The following is an 18,275-nucleotide window of genomic DNA, read 5'->3' as shown; positions in this document are numbered from 1 at the left end:
CACCGAAGGTGTTTTGGTGAGAGAGACGAGAAAGAATTTGGCTTGTTCGACGGATGGATTCTGATGGTTGTGCGGCGCGGTAGCGTGGGCATGACGGTTGGAATGAAAAGAATTTGCCTGGCGGCGAGAGCGCGGTGGTCCCACCTGACCCCATGCCGAACTCAGAAGTGAAACGCCGTAGCGCCGATGGTAGTGTGGGGTCTCCCCATGCGAGAGTAGGGAACTGCCAGGCATCAAATTGTGGTGTAAGAAAACACCGGTTATCGGATTGACTCCTCTGATAACGTACAGAATCGGTGGTGCGGTAGTTCAGTCGGTTAGAATACCGGCCTGTCACGCCGGGGGTCGCGGGTTCGAGTCCCGTCCGCACCGCCACCCTATTTAGGGGCGTAGTTCAATTGGTAGAGCACCGGTCTCCAAAACCGGGTGTTGGGAGTTCGAGCCTCTCCGCCCCTGCCAAACCAAAAATAGCCCTTCACGGTAGCGTGAAGGGTTTTTTTTCGTCCATTAATTTTTCATTTCATATTTTCCCCTTTTGATAAGCATGCCAATGATGCATTTTCACGACTATTTATTAAGGAAGTGCGTCTGGCTAGCCTCCCGTGAGTGGCTGCATCATAATACAGAACTGTTGCCATCCTTCATGATGGCGCATGTCTTAATGAAATCTGGAGTGTGTAACGGCTCTTCACAGACCGGTATACCTGCGAAGAATAATGCCTGGTTAATGAGGTCTATCGATCTTCCGAAAGCCCTTAGGACTTTCAGGTAGATCGCATAGTGCATTGATAATGGTTTAAGAAGCGATATTCAGTGGGGTTTTCAGTAACTGTTTAATCAGCTCCTGTTGATCGCTGTTTCCAAGCCAAACCGCATAGCAGGGGCGAACCACGATATTGGCCTCAGGAATCGGGTGCAGTTCAGGATAGTGCTGCGACCAGTCGCTGGGGAGAAATGCACAACCACCGATGGTTGCCATCAATTGCCGCGTCAGGTGTGCGGAAGACGTGGTGAGCGACGGTACCTGATCTCCGGGCAGCCAGTGATTCTCATACTGATGGAAATCTGCCCCCCATTCCAGCCTGATATAAGGTCGTTCCTCTGCTGATACATTATCGGTAGTAAACAGAGACAAAGAAAAATTGCCTAATAACTGACAAGAAAGTTCGTCCATCTTCGGCGATTCGGTAGTAATCAGTAAATCCAACTGACGTTCATGGAGTTGCTTAATCAGCGTTTGTCGCTGTGCGATTCTTGCCTCTAGCTGCAGCAGCGGGCGTTGCTGATAGAGTTCATTTAGCCAGGGCGTCAGGAACGCCTCCCAGAGCGAAGCCGTAGCGCCTATGGAAAGCTGGCTGTGCTGTTGGGAACGAGCGACCTCTTTCTTGGCTATTTGCCAGGTGCCGATCAGGTTTTCCGCATAAGGCAGCAGACGTTCGCCGGCGGGCGTCAGGCGAATATTGTTACGGTGCCGGGTGAACAAATTGGCGCCCAGTTGATTTTCAAGTTGCCTGATACGAAAGCTCACCGCTGACTGCGTCAGATACAATGATTCGGCCGCTCGGCCGAAGTGTCTTGTCCGGCTGACTTCCAGAAAGGTTTTCAGTAAGTCGGTATCCATGCTTTCCTCCAAAATTTTTTGTCGTCATGATTTAAATGTTTTGTTTTACAGGAAGTCAAGCCTATCTAATACTCCGCGCCATAAACGGCACGACCATATGAGAATTAGGAGCGTGTAAGATGGCGGAAAGCTTCTCAACAACCAGTCGTTTTTTTGATAACAAATTCTATCCACGTGGTTTTTCCCGGCATGGTGACTTTACGATTAAAGAAGCTCAACTGCTGGAGCGTCATGGACAGGCATTTAACGAACTTGATTCGGGCAAACGTCATCCGGTGACAGAGGAAGAGATTCAGTTTGTTGCTGTATGCCGCGGTGAGCGCGCAGCACAGACCGAATTGGAAAAAATCTGGGCGAAGTACGTCAGCCGTATTCGTCGTCCTAAACGTTTCCATACGCTGTCTGGCGGCAAGCCGCAAATGGACACCGTGGAAGAGTACACAGAAAGCGATGACTAATCTGAATGGGGCTCCGGCCCCATTTTTATTTCTGCCGCAGATTAACTGACGCTGGCTCGGGTTCATGCCAGGCTCTTGTGCAACTGAATTAGCAGACGATCCATACAACGATAGCTGAGCGCTTCCGACAAATGAGTACGATGAATCTGATCTTCTCCTCCCAGGTCGGCAATCGTGCGCGAGACTTTCAGTATCCGGTGCCAGGCTCTGACCGACAGCCCTAATTTGCTCATCACTTCTTCCAGGTACGCCGCATCCTCGCTTTTCAACCGACAGTGACAGGCGATGTCATCCGATTTCATGTGTGCGTTGATTCTGCCGATACGGGCTAACTGCCGCCTTCTGGCTTCAAATACCCGTTCCCGCACGGTTGCGCTGTCCTCGCCAATGCGTGTTTGCTGGCGAAGAATACCGGGGGGCAGTAATGGCACCTCAATGGATAAATCAAAGCGATCCAGAAATGGACCGGATAGCCGGTTGAGGTAACGCAGAATTTGCTGTGCCGGCATGCGATTGTGGATGCCCTGATAGTGACCTGATGGACTGGGATTCATTGCGGCCACCAACTGAAAACGGGCAGGATAGCAGACTTTGGCGCGAGTACGGGAAATCACGATTTCGCCTGATTCCAACGGTTCCCGCAGCGAGTCCAGTACCCGTCGTTCAAATTCCGGCAACTCATCCAGAAATAACACGCCATTATGCGCCAGCGAGATCTCGCCAGGTTTGGGCAGTACGCCGCCGCCGACCAGCGCAGTAATGGATGCGGTATGGTGAGGAGAACGAAACGGCCGGTTACGCCATTGCGACAGGCTGGGCTGAATATCAATCAGGCTGTTGATGGCGGCGCTTTCCAGCGCTTCCTCATCATCAAGCGGCGGCAACAAACCGGGTAGACGGCTGGCCAGCATGGTTTTGCCGGTGCCCGGCGGGCCGAGCAACAGCAGGTTATGTCCGCCCGCCGCCGCAATTTCCAGCGCGCGTTTGGCTTGTTCCTGACCGATGATGTCCTTCAGGTCCGCTATCGGCGTATGGGCCGGCGTTTTAGACGTAATATCGCTGCCACGCAGCAGCGGCGTTTCGCCTTGCAAAAAGGCGCAGACCTGCAGCAGGTGATTAGCCAGCAATGTATCGCCATGTGGAACCAGAGTGATTTCCATTTTGTTGTCTTCCGGCAGAATCAGCCCCCGGCCTGCTTTTTGTGCTTCCATCGCCGCCGGAATAGCGCCATGAACGCCTCTCAGGCTGCCCGACAGCCCGAGTTCGCCAAGGAACTCATACTGAGCAAGTTTCTCGCCGGCAATCTGTTCTGAGGCTGCCAGAATGGCCAGGGCGATGGGGAGGTCATATCGTCCCCCTTCTTTCGGCAGGTCCGCAGGCGCCAGGTTGACGGTAATCCGCTTGGCGGGAAAGGTGAAGCCACAGTTGATCAGAGCGCTACGCACCCGATCTCGTGCCTCCTTGACCGTGGTTTCCGGTAAGCCGACCAGTGTCAGTGCGGGCAGGCCATTACTGATATGCACTTCAATCGAAACTTCCGGCGCCTGCATACCGATGGTGGCTCGCGTGTAGGTCACAGCCAGTGTCATTGCTCATTCCTCCCTGTGAGGTGGGCATCATGCCGGTCCGGCCGCTTTGTGACATCGTAGTGATGACCACTTTGCGAGGCGTCGCTATAAAACAATCTGCTATTTCAGGCGGGATTCATAAAATTGTGTGCGTGCTTCCTGCTGTCGTTAATAAAAAGTTACAAGGTGGCCGTATTCGCAACAGATTCATACCGAACACAGCATTGCCCGATTGTCACGAGAGGCGTATTTAACAAATATTTAAAATATCATCTGCGATTTTCACATCGCCTCATCGACTGCGGCATCGCTTGCCGTTCAGCCTGTTAATGACGTGAAGCTGTCTCACTATCAGGATAAAAATTATGTTTGGTTGGACTGCCCTGCAACGTAATGCAGCGATTGCCAGCTTTTTAAGCTGGGCGCTGGATGCATTTGATTTCTTCATTCTGGTTTTTCTGCTTAGCGAACTCGCCCATGCCTTTTCCGTCAGCATGGAACAGGTGACGCTGGCCATTCTGCTGACGCTAGCCGTTCGTCCTATCGGCGCGTTGCTGTTGGGACGGTTGGCGGAGAAGTTTGGTCGCAAGCCGATTTTGATGCTGAACATCGTGCTGTTCTCGGTGTTTGAGCTGTTATCCGCCGCAGCGCCGAGTATTACGGTATTTCTGCTGTTGAGAGTGCTGTATGGCGTGGCGATGGGAGGAATTTGGGGCGTGGCGTCCTCACTGGCGATGGAAACCATTCCTGACCGCTCCCGTGGGTTGATGTCAGGCATTTTTCAGGCCGGTTATCCGTTTGGTTACTTGCTGGCGGCGGTGGTTTACGGATTGTTGTTTGATCAGGTCGGCTGGCGCGGCATGTTTATCATCGGCGCGGTTCCTATTTTGCTGCTGCCGTTTATTTATTTCTGTGTGGAAGAGTCGCCGGTATGGCGGGCTGCCCGGGTACGTAAGGAAAGCACGGCGTTATTGCCGGTGTTAAAGACGCACTGGAAACTTTGTCTTTATCTGGTGGTGCTGATGGCGTCGTTCAATTTCTTTAGCCACGGCACGCAGGACCTGTATCCGGCATTTTTGAAAATCCAGCATGGTTTTGACGCGAAAACCGTCAGTATGATCGCCATCGGCTACAATATTGCCTCGATCATCGGCGGCATCTTTTTCGGTACGCTGTCGGAGCGCATTGGTCGGAAGAAAGCGATTATGGCGGCGGCGTTGCTGGCATTGCCGGTGATCCCGCTGTGGGCGTTCTCGCACGGGCCCTGGGCGCTGGGGTTGGGCGCGTTTTTGATGCAGTTCATGGTGCAGGGCGCCTGGGGCGTGATCCCGACCTTCCTGAATGAGCTGGTGCCGAGCAACACGCGGGCGGTGCTCCCCGGTTTTGTCTACCAGCTTGGCAACCTGATTGCATCGGTTAATGCCACGCTGCAGGCGAGCATTGCCGAAGCCCACAACCATAACTATGCGCTCGCTATGGCGATGGTCGCCGGAGTGGTGGCGATCATGATTGCCGTGCTGGCAGCGTTTTCCGAACGAAAGTGGACGGCAAAAAGCACGATGTCGCATGTGGCGGGTTAATGCATGAATAATAAGCCGTTTTGTGATGCTTATCGGTTGGCTGGCTCAATAGTTGCGGAAAAAAAGAGTTGTCATGGCGGGGCTTGCTGTGATAACTCTGTAGGTATTCGTTCGACAGTAGATTAATGAACAACCTGAAATGAAAGCCTTCAACCTGGTGATTAGCCTAGTCGTGATTAGCGTGGTGGTGATTATTATCCCACCGTGCGGGGCTGCACTTGGACGAAGAATGGCTTAGAAATCAAGGCCGAATTCAAGAAAACCCCCGCACCGAAAGGTCGGGGGTTTTTTTATGGGCCGGCAATCGCAACAAGGGAGCAGATAATGTCGAGTAGCATAAAATCCTGTTTTCCCCAGATAGAGTCGGGGAAATAACTATGAATGGTGCGCAGTGGGTGGTACAAGCGTTGCGGGCGCAGGGAGTGGAGACCGTATTCGGTTATCCAGGTGGCGCGATTATGCCGGTCTATGATGCGTTGTACGACGGCGGCGTGGAACACCTGCTCTGTCGCCATGAGCAGGGGGCAGCCATGGCCGCCATCGGTTATGCCCGCTCCACCGGCAACGTTGGAGTTTGCATTGCGACGTCCGGCCCCGGCGCGACCAATCTGATTACCGGCCTGGCGGATGCGTTGCTGGATTCAGTACCCATTGTGGCGATTACCGGTCAGGTTGGTTCGGCTCTGATCGGGACCGATGCCTTTCAGGAGATCGATGTACTCGGCCTCTCGCTGGCCTGCACCAAACACAGTTTTCTGGTTGACTCCATCGCGTCGTTGCCGGAGATCATGGCTGAAGCTTTCGCCGTGGCCCGCAGCGGGCGCCCCGGCCCGGTGCTGATTGATATTCCTAAGGATATTCAATTGGCGGAAGGGGATTTCTCTCCGTGTTTCATGCCGGTGGATGACGTTATGCCCTTTTCGACCCAGCAGGTCGCGGAAGCGCGGGCGATGCTGGCGCGAGCGAAAAAACCGGTGCTGTATGTGGGGGGCGGCGTAGGAATGGCGCAGGCGGTTCCGGCGCTGCGCTCATTTATCGAAACGTCCCGGATTCCCGCCGTGGCGACCCTGAAAGGGTTGGGCGCGGTGGAGAAAGACTACCCGTATTATCTCGGTATGATCGGCATGCACGGCACCCGCGCCGCCAACCTGCTGGTACAAGAGTGCGACTTGCTGGTCGCCGTCGGCGCGCGCTTTGATGACCGCGTGACCGGTAAACTGAGCGCGTTTGCGCCGCATGCCAACGTGATCCACATGGATATCGATCCGGCGGAGCTGAATAAACTGCGGCAGGCGCACGTGGCGCTGCGTGGTGATCTGAATCAACTGCTGCCGGCGTTGCAACAGCCGTTGGATATCGCTGACTGGCGTCAGCAGGCGGCGATGATGAAAGCTGAATACGACTGGCGTTATGACCATCCGGGTGAAGCCATTTATGCTCCGGCGCTGCTCCGCACCCTGGCGGACCGTATGCCGGCCGAAACGGTGATCACTACCGATGTCGGGCAGCACCAGATGTGGGCCGCCCAGCATATGCATTTCACCCGCCCGGAAAATTTCATCACTTCAAGCGGTCTTGGCACCATGGGATTCGGCGTGCCGGCGGCGGTCGGCGCTCAGGTGGCGCGTCCCGACGATACCGTAATCTGTATTTCCGGTGACGGCTCTTTCATGATGAATGTGCAGGAGCTCGGCACCATCAAGCGAAAACGTCTGCCGCTGAAAATCGTGTTGATGGACAATCAGCGACTGGGCATGGTGCGACAATGGCAGCAACTGTTTTTCGACGAACGCTACAGTGAAACCAACCTCTCCGATAACCCCGATTTCCTGATGCTGGCCAGCGCCTTCGGCATTCCCGGCCAGCGAATTACCCATAAAGACCAGATTGATTCCGCCCTGGATGCGCTGCTGAACAGCGAAGGTCCTTATCTGCTGCATGTTTCCATCGACGAGAATGAGAATGTCTGGCCGCTGGTGCCGCCGGGTGCCGGTAATGAAACGATGCTGGATAAAACAGAATAATGGCAGGAGATTTTCCCATGACACATCATCAGCTTTCCATTCAGGCCCGTTATCGCCCGGAAGTCCTGGAGCGCGTGTTGCGCGTGACCCGTCACCGCGGTTTTCAGGTCTGCGCCATGAACATGACGCAGGCGAATAACGACGATCAGGTACAGATTGAAATGACCGTTGCCAGCCACAGACCGGTGGATTTATTGTCAACCCAATTAAGCAAACTGCTGGACATCGCCTGTGTGGAGATCCAGCCGCTCACATCACAACAAATACGTGCCTGACGGCATCGGTAAGGAAAATCAACAATGACTAAAAAAGCAGACTATATCTGGTTCAACGGCGAAATGGTTCCCTGGGCGGACGCTAAAGTTCACGTGATGTCCCACGCGCTGCATTACGGCACGTCGGTGTTTGAGGGTGTGCGATGCTATAATTCTCACAAAGGGCCGGTGGTGTTCCGTCATCGTGAACACATGCAGCGCCTGCATGATTCAGCCAAAATTTACCGTATGCCGATTTCCTACAGCGTTGACGAACTGATGGAAGCCTGCCGCGAAACACTGCGTCGGAACAAACTGACCAGCGCGTATATCCGCCCGCTGGTATTCGTTGGCGATGTCGGCATGGGGGTGAACCCGCCGGCTGGCTACAATACCGATGTGATTATCGCGGCGTTCCCGTGGGGCGCGTATCTGGGCGAAGAAGCGCTGGATCAGGGGATCGACGCCATGGTGTCGTCCTGGAACCGCGTTGCCGCCAACACGATCCCGACCGCGGCCAAAGCGGGCGGTAACTATCTGTCCTCCCTGTTGGTGGGCAGTGAAGCGCGTCGTCACGGCTATCAGGAAGGGATCGCGCTGGATGTAAACGGCTATGTGTCCGAAGGCGCAGGCGAAAACCTGTTTGAAGTAAAAGACGGCGTGATTTTCACCCCGCCGTTCACTTCCGCCGCGCTGCCGGGCATCACCCGCGACGCCATCATCAAGCTGGCGAAAGACAAAGGTTTTGAAGTGCGCGAGCAGGTGTTGTCGCGCGAATCGCTATATTTGGCGGATGAAGTGTTCATGTCCGGCACGGCGGCGGAAATCACCCCGGTTCGCAGCGTGGACGGCATTCAGGTCGGCATCGGCAAGTGCGGCCCGGTCACCAAGCAGCTGCAACAGGCGTTTTTCGGCCTGTTCACTGGCGAGACGGAAGACAAATGGGGCTGGCTGGATCCGATAAACCGTTAATTGAAAAAAGACTTTTCCCGGTGGCGTATCGCCGCCGGCTACCCGTTTAAACTGGAGTAATCAGAGTATGCCTAAGTACCGTTCAGCCACCACCACGCATGGTCGTAATATGGCTGGAGCGCGAGCCCTGTGGCGCGCCACCGGCATGACCGATGCCGATTTCGGCAAGCCCATCATCGCTGTGGTGAACTCGTTCACGCAATTCGTTCCCGGACACGTTCATCTGCGCGATCTGGGCAAACTGGTCGCCGAGCAGATTGAAGCCGCCGGCGGCGTCGCCAAAGAATTCAATACCATCGCGGTGGATGACGGTATCGCGATGGGGCACGGCGGTATGCTTTACTCCCTGCCTTCCCGCGAGCTGATCGCCGACTCAGTGGAGTACATGGTCAACGCCCACTGCGCGGACGCCATGGTGTGCATCTCCAACTGCGACAAGATCACGCCGGGGATGCTGATGGCCTCGCTGCGCCTGAACATTCCGGTGATCTTCGTCTCCGGCGGCCCGATGGAAGCCGGGAAAACCAAACTCTCCAACCAGTTGATCAAGCTGGATCTGGTGGACGCCATGATTCAGGGCGCCAACCCCAATGTCAGCGACGCCGACAGCGATCAGATTGAGCGCTCCGCCTGTCCGACCTGCGGTTCCTGTTCCGGCATGTTCACCGCCAACTCGATGAACTGCCTGACCGAAGCGCTGGGGCTGTCTCAGCCGGGCAACGGCTCGCTGCTGGCGACCCATGCCGACCGCAAACAGCTGTTCCTCAACGCCGGCAAACGCATCGTTGAACTGACCAAGCGTTATTACGAACAGGATGACGCCAGCGCGTTGCCGCGCAATATCGCCACCAAGGCGGCGTTTGAAAACGCCATGACGCTGGACATCGCTATGGGCGGATCCACCAACACCGTGCTGCATCTGCTGGCGTCGGCGCAGGAAGCGGAAGTGGACTTCACCATGGACGACATCGATCGCCTGTCGCGTAAGGTGCCGCAGCTGTGCAAGGTGGCGCCGAGCACCCAGAAATACCACATGGAAGACGTGCACCGCGCCGGCGGCGTTATCGGCATTCTGGGCGAGCTGGATCGCGCCGGGCTGCTGAACCGCGATGTTCGCAACGTACTGGGCAAGGATCTGGTGCAAACGTTGCAAGCCTACGACGTGATGCAGACCGAGGACGAAGCGGTCAAGAAAATGTACTCCGCCGGTCCGGCGGGCATCCGTACCACGCAGGCATTCTCGCAGGACTGTCGCTGGGAGACGCTGGATACCGACCGTAAAGAAGGCTGCATCCGTTCCCGCGAACACGCTTACAGTCAGGATGGCGGGTTGGCCGTGCTGTACGGCAACATCGCAGAGAATGGCTGTATCGTGAAAACCGCCGGCGTGGATGAAGGCAGCCTGGTGTTCCGCGGTCCGGCGAAAGTGTACGAATCGCAGGATGACGCGGTAGAAGCGATCCTGGGCGGTAAAGTGGTGGCGGGCGACGTGGTGGTGATTCGCTACGAAGGGCCGAAAGGCGGGCCGGGCATGCAAGAGATGCTCTATCCGACCAGCTTCCTGAAATCGATGGGATTGGGCAAAGCCTGCGCGCTGATCACCGACGGTCGCTTCTCCGGCGGCACCTCCGGCTTGTCTATCGGTCACGCATCGCCGGAAGCGGCCAACGGCGGCACCATCGGCCTGGTGCAGGACGGCGACATGATTGCCATCGACATTCCCAAACGCGGTATCGCGCTGGAAGTGAGCGACGACGATCTGGCCCGCCGCCGCGAGCAGGAACTGGCGCGCGGCGATGCCGCCTGGACGCCGAAAAACCGTAATCGTCAGGTTTCTTTTGCGCTGCGCGCTTACGCCAGCCTGGCTACCAGCGCCGACAAAGGCGCGGTTCGAGACAAGAGCAAGCTGGGAGGCTAAACGCCATGGCTGTTTCTCTACCTCTTCCCGCCGAACCCGGCGGGGCGGAGTACTTGCGCGCGGTGTTGCGCGCGCCGGTGTACGAAGTGGTGCAGGTCACGCCGCTGGAACGGATGGATAAACTTTCCTCACGGCTTGGCAATGTCATTCTGGTGAAGCGCGAGGATCGGCAGCCGGTGCATAGCTTCAAGCTGCGCGGTGCTTACGCCATGATGGCGAGCCTCAGCGACGAGCAGAAATCGCACGGCGTGGTGACGGCTTCGGCCGGCAACCATGCGCAAGGCGTGGCGCTGTCCGCCAGCCGTCTCGGCATTCGCGCGTTGATCGTGATGCCGGTCGCCACGGCGGATATCAAGGTGGATGCGGTACGCGATTTTGGCGGCGAAGTGCTGCTGCACGGCGCCAACTTTGATGAAGCCAAAGCCAAGGCGATCGAACTGTCGCAACAGCAGCACATGACCTTTGTGCCGCCGTTCGACCACCCGGCGGTGATCGCCGGGCAGGGAACGCTGGCGATGGAACTGCTGCAGCAGGACGCTCATCTGGACCGCGTGTTTGTGCCGGTCGGCGGCGGCGGTCTGGCGTCGGGCGTCGCGGTGCTGATCAAGCAACTGATGCCGCAGATTCAGGTGATCGGCGTGGAAGCGGAAGACTCCGCCTGCCTGCGGGCGGCGCTGGACGCCGGCCAGCCGGTGGATTTGCCGCGCGTCGGGCTGTTCGCCGAAGGGGTGGCGGTGAAACGCATCGGTAACGAAACCTTCCGCCTGTGCCGGGAGTATCTGGACGATGTCATCACCGTCGACAGCGACGCTATCTGCGCGGCGGTCAAAGATCTGTTCGAGGATGTGCGTGCGATTGCCGAGCCGTCTGGGGCGCTGGCGCTGGCCGGGATGAAAAAATACATCCAGCAGCACAACATTCAGGGCGAACGGCTGGCGCATATTCTGTCCGGCGCCAACGTCAACTTCCACGGGCTGCGTTACGTGTCCGAGCGTTGCGAACTGGGCGAACAGCGCGAAGCGCTGATGGCGGTGACCATTCCCGAACAGAAGGGCAGTTTCCTCAAGTTCTGCCAACTGTTGGGCGGGCGCTCCGTCACCGAGTTCAACTACCGTTACGCCGATGCCGACAACGCCTGTATTTTTGTCGGCGTGCGACTGACGCGCGGCAACGCCGAGCGCCACGAGATTCTGGCGGAATTGCAGGCGGGCGGTTATCAGGTGGTGGACCTGTCCGACGACGAGATGGCGAAACTGCATGTGCGTTACATGGTCGGCGGGCGGCCGTCCAAGCCGCTGAAGGAACGGTTGTACAGCTTTGAATTCCCGGAATCGCCGGGCGCGTTGCTGAAGTTCCTCAATACGCTGGGAACGTACTGGAATATCTCGCTGTTCCATTACCGCAGCCACGGCACCGACTTTGGTCGTGTGCTGGCGGCCTTCGAGCGTACGGAACACGACCCGGCGTTCGAGCAGCATCTGCAGGCGCTGGGGTATGAGTGCCACGATGAGACGCAGAACCCCGCGTTCCGTTTCTTCCTGCAAGGTTAGGTCCGTTCGCTTCTCCGAATGCGCCCGACGGTTTTACGCCGCCGGGCGCATTTTATTTTATGGCGTGCTGCGGTAGGCTTGACGTCTCACCAGTCAGTCAGGGACACCACATCATGGCAACGGGATTCAACGGGTTTTCGCCGCAGACGCTGACCTTTTTGCAGCAGGTACGCCAGCAGGACAGCAAAGAATGGTTTGAAGAGCACCGGCAAGAGTATGACGACCGGCTGCTGACGCCTTTTCGGGCGCTGGTGGAGTCGCTGTCTATCGCCATGCTGCAGATTGACGACCATTTCGAAACCAAGCCGGCGGTGGGCAAAACGTTATCCCGCATTCACCGCGACACCCGCTTTTCTCATGACAAATCCCGCTATCGCGACAAAATGTGGTTCACCTTCAAGCGTACCCACAAGGACTGGACCGATGCGCCGGTCTACTTTTTCGAACTGACGCCGTATGACTGGAGCTACGGGTTGGGGTATTACAGCGCCAGCCGCACCACGATGGAGCTGTTCCGGCAGACGCTGCGCGACAATCCACAGGGTTTTCTGGACATCGCGTCTTGTCTGGGCCGTGAGTTTGCGCTGGTGGGCGATAGTTACAAACGGCCGCTGATTAAGGATCAGGAGGCAGAACTGGCGCACTGGTACAACCGTAAATCGTTTGCGGTCATGACCACCCGTCAGGATCAGGACCCGCTGTTTAGCGGTGAACTGGCATCGGTGTTGGCGAAAGGCTTTACCCGGCTGGAGCCGTTGTACCACTATCTGATGAAGATTGAAGCGATGAAGAAAGCGGCGGAACCGGAAAAAGTCAGCCCCGCCTTTCTGGATGAGAAATGGTTTAGCCGCTGAGGGTTATTTGCCCTTCACCATCAAATAATCAAACAGATAGCTTTCACCGGCGGCGTCAAACACCGTGATTTGTACCTGCCGGTTATCAACGCAGGTCAACAGCAGCTTTTTCTGCCCGCCGAAGCTGCTTTCCGTCTGGCCGATGGCCTGAGTGTCGGTCATCTGGCGGGCGCTGAGCGTGATGTCATCCAGCTTGTTGGCATAGCGAAACGCCACTGAACCGGTGCCGGTGATGTCGCCGTCTTCGGTATTCAGCGTCAGGTTGACCAGGTGGTACGGCGCTTTCTGGTCGTACATTTCCTTGAAGTAATCGCTCAGTTCGGCGTACTCCTGATCGGACAACTGCAGGTAATACTCGTAGCTGTAGTCGCCGTCAAAGCAACTGCTGCGGCGTGGCCGGGCGATCGGGTCCGGCATCGTGTGCTGGGTGACATCGTTCAGGTAGCGCAGGCGGTTAAGCTGTTGCTGGTAGCTCTGGCGCAGGCACTCTTCATCCCGGCAGGTATTGCGGCTGGACAGCCAGTTGCGCTGGAACTGGGTCAGATTTTTGTCCTGCGCAACGCGTTCGGGGTTGCCGGTGAGAAACGCCCGCGATTTCTGCCACTCTTTTGCCAGCTCGTCATCCAGTTGGCTGAGCGCCGGCGTCTGGCAAATCAGTTTCTCCTGCGCCGAGGCGGCCTGCTGGCAGGGAAAACTGGCGGCCAGCGCCGGGAGCGCACTGCAACCCACAGCCAGTGGCAGCAGTAACGTAGCAAGCGATCGTTTCATCATTTTTCCTGTAGGGTTTCCCAAAATGCTGCTATCAGCGGGTCGTTCAGGCGCTTTTTCTGCACGCAGACGCCCAATTCGAACGGTTCCATGGCTTGCGCTTCCAATATCGACACACGATTACGCACCGGTTCCGGACTGTTTTCAAGTACCACGTCAGGAATCAGGGCGATACCGCAGCCCAACGCCACCATCGAGACCATCGCTTCATGGCCGGACACCGTGGCATAGATGGGAGGATTGGTAATGTGCTGACGGCGGAACCAGACGTCAATTCTTTTCCGCACCGGCCCGTGTTCCGGCAGGATGAACGGAATCTGCGACCAGTCCGGATGCGGCAGCAATGCCTGTGCCTGCACCGGGCAGGGCAGCGCCGGAATGATCAGCACCAGCGGCACCTTGCCGATCGGCATAAAGTCCACGCTGGCCGGCAGCGTTTCCGGATGTCCGGCGATGCCGAGGTCGGCATCATTGGACTGCACCTTGTCCACCGCGTCAGCCGCGTCGCCGGTCGTGAGCTTGATTTCCACCAGCGGATACCGCGCACGGAAGCGATCCAGAATCGGCGGCAGGTGGCTGTAAGCGGCGGTCACCGAGCAGAACAGCCGCAGCTCGCCGCAGAGCGACTGGCCGCGTTGTTGCAGAATCAGGCGTAACTGCTGGTATTGCAGCAGGGTCTGCTGGGCGAAGGTTTTGAGGTGCTCGCCAGCATCGGTCAGGCGTACGGTGCGGTTGTCGCGCAAAAACAGCGCCTGTCCGATGTCCTCTTCCAGCCGTTGGATCTGGCGCGACAGCGTGGAGGGACTGATATGCATCGCCTTGGCGGTACGGCCGAAGTGGCGGCTCTCCACCAGATGCAAAAAAAGTTTCAGATCCCGTAAGTCCATGCGCGCCGTGTCTCGTTTTAATGTTGCAATTCTTGCAATATGACGTTGTTAATATATCAATTTAAGCAATGTATTTCCTGTCATATCATAATGACATTCTGATGGCGGTGGTTACCGCCGTCCCGAACATAAAGCAAACACAAACACAATATCAGATGGAGCACGCCTCATGGCCAATTACTTCAATACACTGAACCTGCGTCAACAGCTGGCGCAACTGGGCAAGTGCCGTTTCATGGGCCGCGATGAATTCGCCGATGAAGCCAGCTATCTGAAAGGCAAAAAAGTGGTCATCGTGGGGTGTGGCGCTCAGGGTCTGAACCAGGGTCTGAACATGCGCGATTCCGGTCTGGATATCGCTTACGCCCTGCGTACCGAAGCCATCGCCGAAAAACGCGCGTCATGGCGCAAGGCTACCGAAAACGGCTTTAAAGTCGGCACCTATGAAGAACTGATTCCGCAGGCGGACCTGGTGGTTAACCTGACTCCGGACAAACAGCACTCCGCCGTGGTACAGGCTGTGCAGCCGCTGATGAAACAGGGCGCGGCGCTGGGTTACTCCCACGGTTTCAACATCGTTGAAGTGGGCGAGCAGGTTCGTAAAGACATCACCGTAGTGATGGTGGCGCCGAAGTGCCCGGGCACCGAAGTACGTGAAGAATACAAACGTGGTTTCGGCGTGCCGACGCTTGTCGCCGTTCACCCGGAAAACGACCCGAAAGGCGAAGGCATGGCGATCGCCAAAGCCTGGGCTGCTGCGACCGGTGGTCACCGTGCGGGCGTGCTGGAGTCATCTTTCGTGGCGGAAGTGAAATCCGACCTGATGGGCGAGCAGACCATTCTGTGCGGCATGCTGCAGGCCGGTTCGCTGCTGAGCTTCGACAAGCTGGTTGCGGAAGGCGTTGACCCGGCTTACGCGGAAAAACTGATTCAGTTCGGCTGGGAAACCATCACCGAAGCGCTGAAGCAGGGCGGCATCACCCTGATGATGGACCGTCTGTCCAACCCGGCTAAACTGCGCGCTTTCGCCCTGTCTGAACAACTGAAAGGCATCATGGCGCCGCTGTTCCAGAAACACATGGACGACATCATCTCCGGCGCGTTCTCCAGCGGCATGATGGCCGACTGGGCCAACGACGACGTGAAACTGCTGACCTGGCGTGAAGAAACCGGCAAAACCGCGTTTGAAAACGCGCCGCAGTTTGACGGTAAAATCGGCGAGCAGGAATACTTCGACAACGGCGTGCTGATGATCGCGATGGTCAAAGCCGGCGTGGAACTGGCGTTCGAAACCATGGTCAGCTCCGGCATTATCGAAGAGTCGGCTTACTACGAGTCGCTGCACGAACTGCCGCTGATCGCCAACACCATCGCTCGTAAGCGTCTGTATGAAATGAACGTGGTGATCTCCGATACCGCTGAGTACGGTAACTACCTGTTCGCCAACGCTGCTGTTCCGTTGCTGAAAGGCGCGTTCATGGACAGCCTGCAGCCGGGCGACCTGGGCAAACCGGTAGCCGCGACCAGCGTGGATAACGCACAGCTGCGTGACGTGAACGACGCTATCCGTAACCACCCGATCGAAGTCATCGGCAAGAAACTGCGTGGCTACATGACCGACATGAAACGCATTGCGGTGGCTGGCTAAGGCCATTAGAACCTATCGCATAGCAGAACGGGGCGCAGATGGCGCCCCGTTTTTTTATGCATCCGAGCGTCGGTTTATCAGCCACATACGTCAAAGGCGAGTTATGCAAACCACAAAGGTGAGTAAGGCGTTTTCTTTCTCGTCGCCGCGGCTGACGGTCGCTGCCGCCGCTTTGATCGTGGTGTTTTTGGCTTTTCTCTATTGGTCGGACGATGATTACAATCTGGTACGAAAATATCAGCTTGAAGATAACGTCACGGTAAATATTCTCCAGCTCGATAGCGGCGGGGCGACCGTAGGGTTTATCTATCGGTATACCGTCAGCGTGAACGACGGGGAAGCGAGAGACGTGCTCAAGACTAACAGCCGCGACGCGGAGATTCGTATGCAGGATGGCGTGCTGGTGATTAACGTGACCGGCGATGTGTACCGGCTGGATAACCGTATTCGGCTTCACGGCGGTTACGAAACATTGAAAACCCGCATTACCGTGACTCACCCATAACACGGCCCGCTGATTCGGGCCGTATTGTTGTCTGGGGTCAGGCATCCGCCGGCGCAGATTTAAACTCCCGCTCGGCCTGATGGAAACGCTCGGTCACCGTGGCGGACGGCGCGCGGCCCAGCAGACTGACGACCACAATCGCGGCGCAGGACAGCAGGAAACCGGGGATGATTTCATACAGATTCAGCCAGCCGTACTGTTTCCAGATGATGACCGTGGCGGCGCCGACCAGCATACCGACCAGCGCGCCATTACGTGTCATACGCGGCCACAGCAGGGAAATCAGAATCACCGGACCGAACGCGGCGCCAAATCCTGCCCAGGCGTAGCTGACCAGCCCCAGTACCCGATTTTCTGGGTTCACCGCCAGCGCAATGGCGATCACCGACACCAGCAGCACCATCGCGCGGCCGACCCACACCAGCTCTTTCTGGCTGGCGTTTTTGCGCAGGAACGGTTTGTACAGATCTTCGGTGATGGCGCTGGAGCAGACCAGTAACTGGCAGCTCAGCGTGCTCATTACCGCCGCCAGAATGGCCGACAGCAGCACGCCGGCGATCCACGGGTTGAACAGCAGACGCGCCAGTTCGATGAACACCCGCTCGCCGTTCTGGGCGACGTTGCCCGCCTGATCGGGATTACCGGTGAAGTAGGCGATGCCGAAGAAACCGACGGTGACGGCGCCGGCCAGACAGAGCACCATCCAGATCATGCTGATACGACGGGCATTGCGGATAGTGTGGTGTGAGTCCGCCGCCATGAAACGCGCTAGAATATGCGGCTGCCCGAAGTAGCCCAGCCCCCAGCCCAGCAACGACAGAATAGCGACGGTGTCCAGCCCCTTGAACATATCCAGATTGGCCGGGCTTTTGCCTTCAATCACCGTCAGCGACGGCGTGATGCCGCCCACCGACAGAATAACGATTACCGGCGTCAGGATCAGCGCGAAAATCATCAGGCTGGCCTGTACGGTGTCGGTCCAACTGACCGCCAGATAGCCGCCGATAAAGGTGTAGGCGATGGTGGCCGCGGCGCCGGCCCACATTGCGGTGGTGTAATCCATATTGAAGGTGCTTTCGAACAAGCGGGCGCCCGCCACGATGCCGGAAGCGCAATAAATGGTGAAGAACACCAGAATCACCAGCGCCGAGATCACCCGCAGCAATTTGCTTTTATCTTCAAAACGATGGCTGAAATAGTCCGGCAGCGTCAGGGCGTTATGGTTCACTTCGGTGTGCACCCGCAGGCGCCCGGCCACCCAGGTCCAGTTCAGATAGGCGCCGATGGTCAGGCCGATAGCGATCCAGCTTTCGGAAATGCCGGACAGAAACACCGCGCCCGGCAGCCCCATCAGCAGCCAGCCGCTCATGTCGGACGCGCCGGCGGACAACGCGGTGACCACGCTCCCCATGCGGCGGCCACCCAGAATATAGTCGCCAAAGTTGTTGGTGGCGCGATAGGCCATCAGGCCGATCAACACCATCCCGAAGATGTACACCAGAAAGGTGACCAGCAAGGGTGTGCTCATCGTCGTCATTGTGTTCTCCATTGTGATGAGATCCGTCAGTCCTGCGCCCCGACAAATTCAGGGCGGTCGCGGATTCGATGTCGTTGCTACAGGTTGCACCTTTCATCTGACGGCCGGCAAGCGCAAAGGAAAACCTTGCG

16 protein-coding genes, 2 tRNA genes and 1 rRNA gene are annotated in these 18,275 nt (G+C 57.1%); 14 read left to right on the top strand and 5 right to left on the bottom strand.

Annotated features, from left to right (window positions below; translation table 11 throughout):
* Positions 1-116 precede the first annotated feature (116 nt).
* From rrf to CPA59_RS21410, 3 genes are all read left to right on the top strand, one after another.
* Positions 117-232, top strand: a 5S ribosomal RNA gene (gene rrf / locus CPA59_RS21420).
* Between the two features lie 66 nt (positions 233-298).
* Positions 299-375 (top strand) — tRNA-Asp (locus tag CPA59_RS21415).
* A gap of 8 nt (positions 376-383) precedes the next feature.
* Positions 384-459 (top strand) — tRNA-Trp (locus tag CPA59_RS21410).
* A gap of 337 nt (positions 460-796) precedes the next feature.
* Here the strand turns inward: CPA59_RS21410 and hdfR are convergent.
* Positions 797-1,621 carry an HTH-type transcriptional regulator HdfR gene (hdfR, locus tag CPA59_RS21405; protein ID WP_038920529.1) on the bottom strand — a complete coding sequence of 275 codons (825 nt, stop codon included), beginning with the start codon at positions 1,619-1,621 and terminating at the stop codon, positions 797-799.
* 119 nt (positions 1,622-1,740) lie between these two features.
* Between hdfR and CPA59_RS21400 the strand changes: the two genes are divergently transcribed.
* Positions 1,741-2,079: a DUF413 domain-containing protein gene (locus CPA59_RS21400; RefSeq protein WP_033569495.1), complete on the top strand. Its 339-nt coding sequence runs from the start codon at positions 1,741-1,743 to the stop codon at positions 2,077-2,079.
* A gap of 62 nt (positions 2,080-2,141) precedes the next feature.
* On the opposite strand, the gene CPA59_RS21395 is transcribed toward CPA59_RS21400, so the two are convergent.
* Complete coding sequence (locus CPA59_RS21395; RefSeq protein ID WP_107760668.1) at positions 2,142-3,668, bottom strand: YifB family Mg chelatase-like AAA ATPase; 1,527 nt, start codon at positions 3,666-3,668, stop codon at positions 2,142-2,144.
* A 344-nt stretch (positions 3,669-4,012) separates the two neighbouring features.
* Between CPA59_RS21395 and CPA59_RS21390 the strand changes: the two genes are divergently transcribed.
* The 8 genes from CPA59_RS21390 to CPA59_RS21355 all read left to right on the top strand — a co-directional run bounded on the left by CPA59_RS21390 (position 4,013) and on the right by CPA59_RS21355 (position 12,799).
* On the top strand, positions 4,013-5,227 hold the full coding sequence (locus CPA59_RS21390; protein ID WP_038920526.1) for an MFS transporter: 1,215 nt from the start codon (positions 4,013-4,015) through the stop codon (positions 5,225-5,227).
* 139 nt (positions 5,228-5,366) lie between these two features.
* Complete coding sequence (ilvL, locus tag CPA59_RS21385) at positions 5,367-5,465, top strand: ilv operon leader peptide (protein ID WP_071526243.1); 99 nt, start codon at positions 5,367-5,369, stop codon at positions 5,463-5,465.
* 139 nt (positions 5,466-5,604) lie between these two features.
* A complete protein-coding gene (gene ilvG / locus CPA59_RS21380) occupies positions 5,605-7,251 on the top strand; it encodes an acetolactate synthase 2 catalytic subunit (RefSeq protein WP_038920525.1) in 1,647 nt (548 codons plus the stop codon).
* Positions 7,252-7,268: 17 nt separating this feature from the next.
* Entirely contained in the window at positions 7,269-7,526 is a 258-nt protein-coding gene (gene ilvM, locus CPA59_RS21375) for an acetolactate synthase 2 small subunit (RefSeq protein WP_038920524.1), read from the top strand.
* A gap of 24 nt (positions 7,527-7,550) precedes the next feature.
* Complete coding sequence (gene ilvE, locus CPA59_RS21370) at positions 7,551-8,477, top strand: branched-chain-amino-acid transaminase (RefSeq protein ID WP_038920522.1); 927 nt, start codon at positions 7,551-7,553, stop codon at positions 8,475-8,477.
* 67 nt (positions 8,478-8,544) lie between these two features.
* Positions 8,545-10,395, top strand: coding sequence for a dihydroxy-acid dehydratase (gene ilvD, locus CPA59_RS21365; RefSeq protein ID WP_038920521.1), 1,851 nt, complete (start codon positions 8,545-8,547; stop codon positions 10,393-10,395).
* Positions 10,396-10,400: 5 nt separating this feature from the next.
* On the top strand, positions 10,401-11,945 hold the full coding sequence (gene ilvA, locus CPA59_RS21360; protein ID WP_100850287.1) for a threonine ammonia-lyase, biosynthetic: 1,545 nt from the start codon (positions 10,401-10,403) through the stop codon (positions 11,943-11,945).
* A gap of 113 nt (positions 11,946-12,058) precedes the next feature.
* A complete protein-coding gene (locus CPA59_RS21355) occupies positions 12,059-12,799 on the top strand; it encodes a DUF2461 domain-containing protein (RefSeq protein ID WP_038920519.1) in 741 nt (246 codons plus the stop codon).
* A 3-nt stretch (positions 12,800-12,802) separates the two neighbouring features.
* On the opposite strand, the gene CPA59_RS21350 is transcribed toward CPA59_RS21355, so the two are convergent.
* Both CPA59_RS21350 and ilvY read right to left on the bottom strand, forming a co-directional pair.
* Positions 12,803-13,567, bottom strand: coding sequence for a lysozyme inhibitor LprI family protein (locus tag CPA59_RS21350; RefSeq protein WP_100850286.1), 765 nt, complete (start codon positions 13,565-13,567; stop codon positions 12,803-12,805).
* Positions 13,567-14,454: an HTH-type transcriptional activator IlvY gene (gene ilvY, locus CPA59_RS21345; protein ID WP_038920518.1), complete on the bottom strand. Its 888-nt coding sequence runs from the start codon at positions 14,452-14,454 to the stop codon at positions 13,567-13,569. The genes CPA59_RS21350 and ilvY overlap by 1 nt, the downstream gene beginning before the upstream one ends.
* A 169-nt stretch (positions 14,455-14,623) precedes the next feature.
* On the opposite strand from ilvY, the gene ilvC reads away from it, so the two are divergent.
* The gene (ilvC, locus tag CPA59_RS21340) at positions 14,624-16,102 is read left to right on the top strand and encodes a ketol-acid reductoisomerase (protein WP_107760667.1); all 1,479 of its coding nucleotides are present in this window, start codon (positions 14,624-14,626) and stop codon (positions 16,100-16,102) included.
* Between the two features lie 103 nt (positions 16,103-16,205).
* Positions 16,206-16,607 carry a hypothetical protein gene (locus tag CPA59_RS21335; protein WP_255412252.1) on the top strand — a complete coding sequence of 134 codons (402 nt, stop codon included), beginning with the start codon at positions 16,206-16,208 and terminating at the stop codon, positions 16,605-16,607.
* Between the two features lie 37 nt (positions 16,608-16,644).
* Here the strand turns inward: CPA59_RS21335 and putP are convergent, their stop codons facing one another.
* Entirely contained in the window at positions 16,645-18,144 is a 1,500-nt protein-coding gene (gene putP / locus CPA59_RS21330; protein WP_038920517.1) for a sodium/proline symporter PutP, read from the bottom strand.
* Positions 18,145-18,275 lie beyond the last annotated feature (131 nt).

The organism is Dickeya sp. Secpp 1600 (assembly GCF_003049805.1).
In the GTDB taxonomy this organism is placed as follows: domain Bacteria; phylum Pseudomonadota; class Gammaproteobacteria; order Enterobacterales; family Enterobacteriaceae; genus Dickeya; species Dickeya fangzhongdai.
Note: the sequence above shows the minus strand (reverse complement) of the source record. Positions and strands in the feature narration are given on the sequence as shown.

Excerpts from the sequence above, each read along its gene's own strand:
- hdfR (WP_038920529.1), bottom strand. The coding sequence starts at position 1,621 with ATGGATACCGACTTACTGAAAACCTTTCTGGAAGTCAGCCGGACAAGA.
- CPA59_RS21400 (WP_033569495.1), top strand. The coding sequence starts at position 1,741 with ATGGCGGAAAGCTTCTCAACAACCAGTCGTTTTTTTGATAACAAATTC.
- CPA59_RS21395 (WP_107760668.1), bottom strand. The coding sequence starts at position 3,668 with ATGACACTGGCTGTGACCTACACGCGAGCCACCATCGGTATGCAGGCG.
- CPA59_RS21390 (WP_038920526.1), top strand. The coding sequence starts at position 4,013 with ATGTTTGGTTGGACTGCCCTGCAACGTAATGCAGCGATTGCCAGCTTT.
- ilvL (WP_071526243.1), top strand. The coding sequence starts at position 5,367 with ATGAAAGCCTTCAACCTGGTGATTAGCCTAGTCGTGATTAGCGTGGTG.
- ilvG (WP_038920525.1), top strand. The coding sequence starts at position 5,605 with ATGAATGGTGCGCAGTGGGTGGTACAAGCGTTGCGGGCGCAGGGAGTG.
- ilvM (WP_038920524.1), top strand. The coding sequence starts at position 7,269 with ATGACACATCATCAGCTTTCCATTCAGGCCCGTTATCGCCCGGAAGTC.
- ilvE (WP_038920522.1), top strand. The coding sequence starts at position 7,551 with ATGACTAAAAAAGCAGACTATATCTGGTTCAACGGCGAAATGGTTCCC.
- ilvD (WP_038920521.1), top strand. The coding sequence starts at position 8,545 with ATGCCTAAGTACCGTTCAGCCACCACCACGCATGGTCGTAATATGGCT.
- ilvA (WP_100850287.1), top strand. The coding sequence starts at position 10,401 with ATGGCTGTTTCTCTACCTCTTCCCGCCGAACCCGGCGGGGCGGAGTAC.
- CPA59_RS21355 (WP_038920519.1), top strand. The coding sequence starts at position 12,059 with ATGGCAACGGGATTCAACGGGTTTTCGCCGCAGACGCTGACCTTTTTG.
- CPA59_RS21350 (WP_100850286.1), bottom strand. The coding sequence starts at position 13,567 with ATGAAACGATCGCTTGCTACGTTACTGCTGCCACTGGCTGTGGGTTGC.
- ilvY (WP_038920518.1), bottom strand. The coding sequence starts at position 14,454 with ATGGACTTACGGGATCTGAAACTTTTTTTGCATCTGGTGGAGAGCCGC.
- ilvC (WP_107760667.1), top strand. The coding sequence starts at position 14,624 with ATGGCCAATTACTTCAATACACTGAACCTGCGTCAACAGCTGGCGCAA.
- CPA59_RS21335 (WP_255412252.1), top strand. The coding sequence starts at position 16,206 with ATGCAAACCACAAAGGTGAGTAAGGCGTTTTCTTTCTCGTCGCCGCGG.
- putP (WP_038920517.1), bottom strand. The coding sequence starts at position 18,144 with ATGACGACGATGAGCACACCCTTGCTGGTCACCTTTCTGGTGTACATC.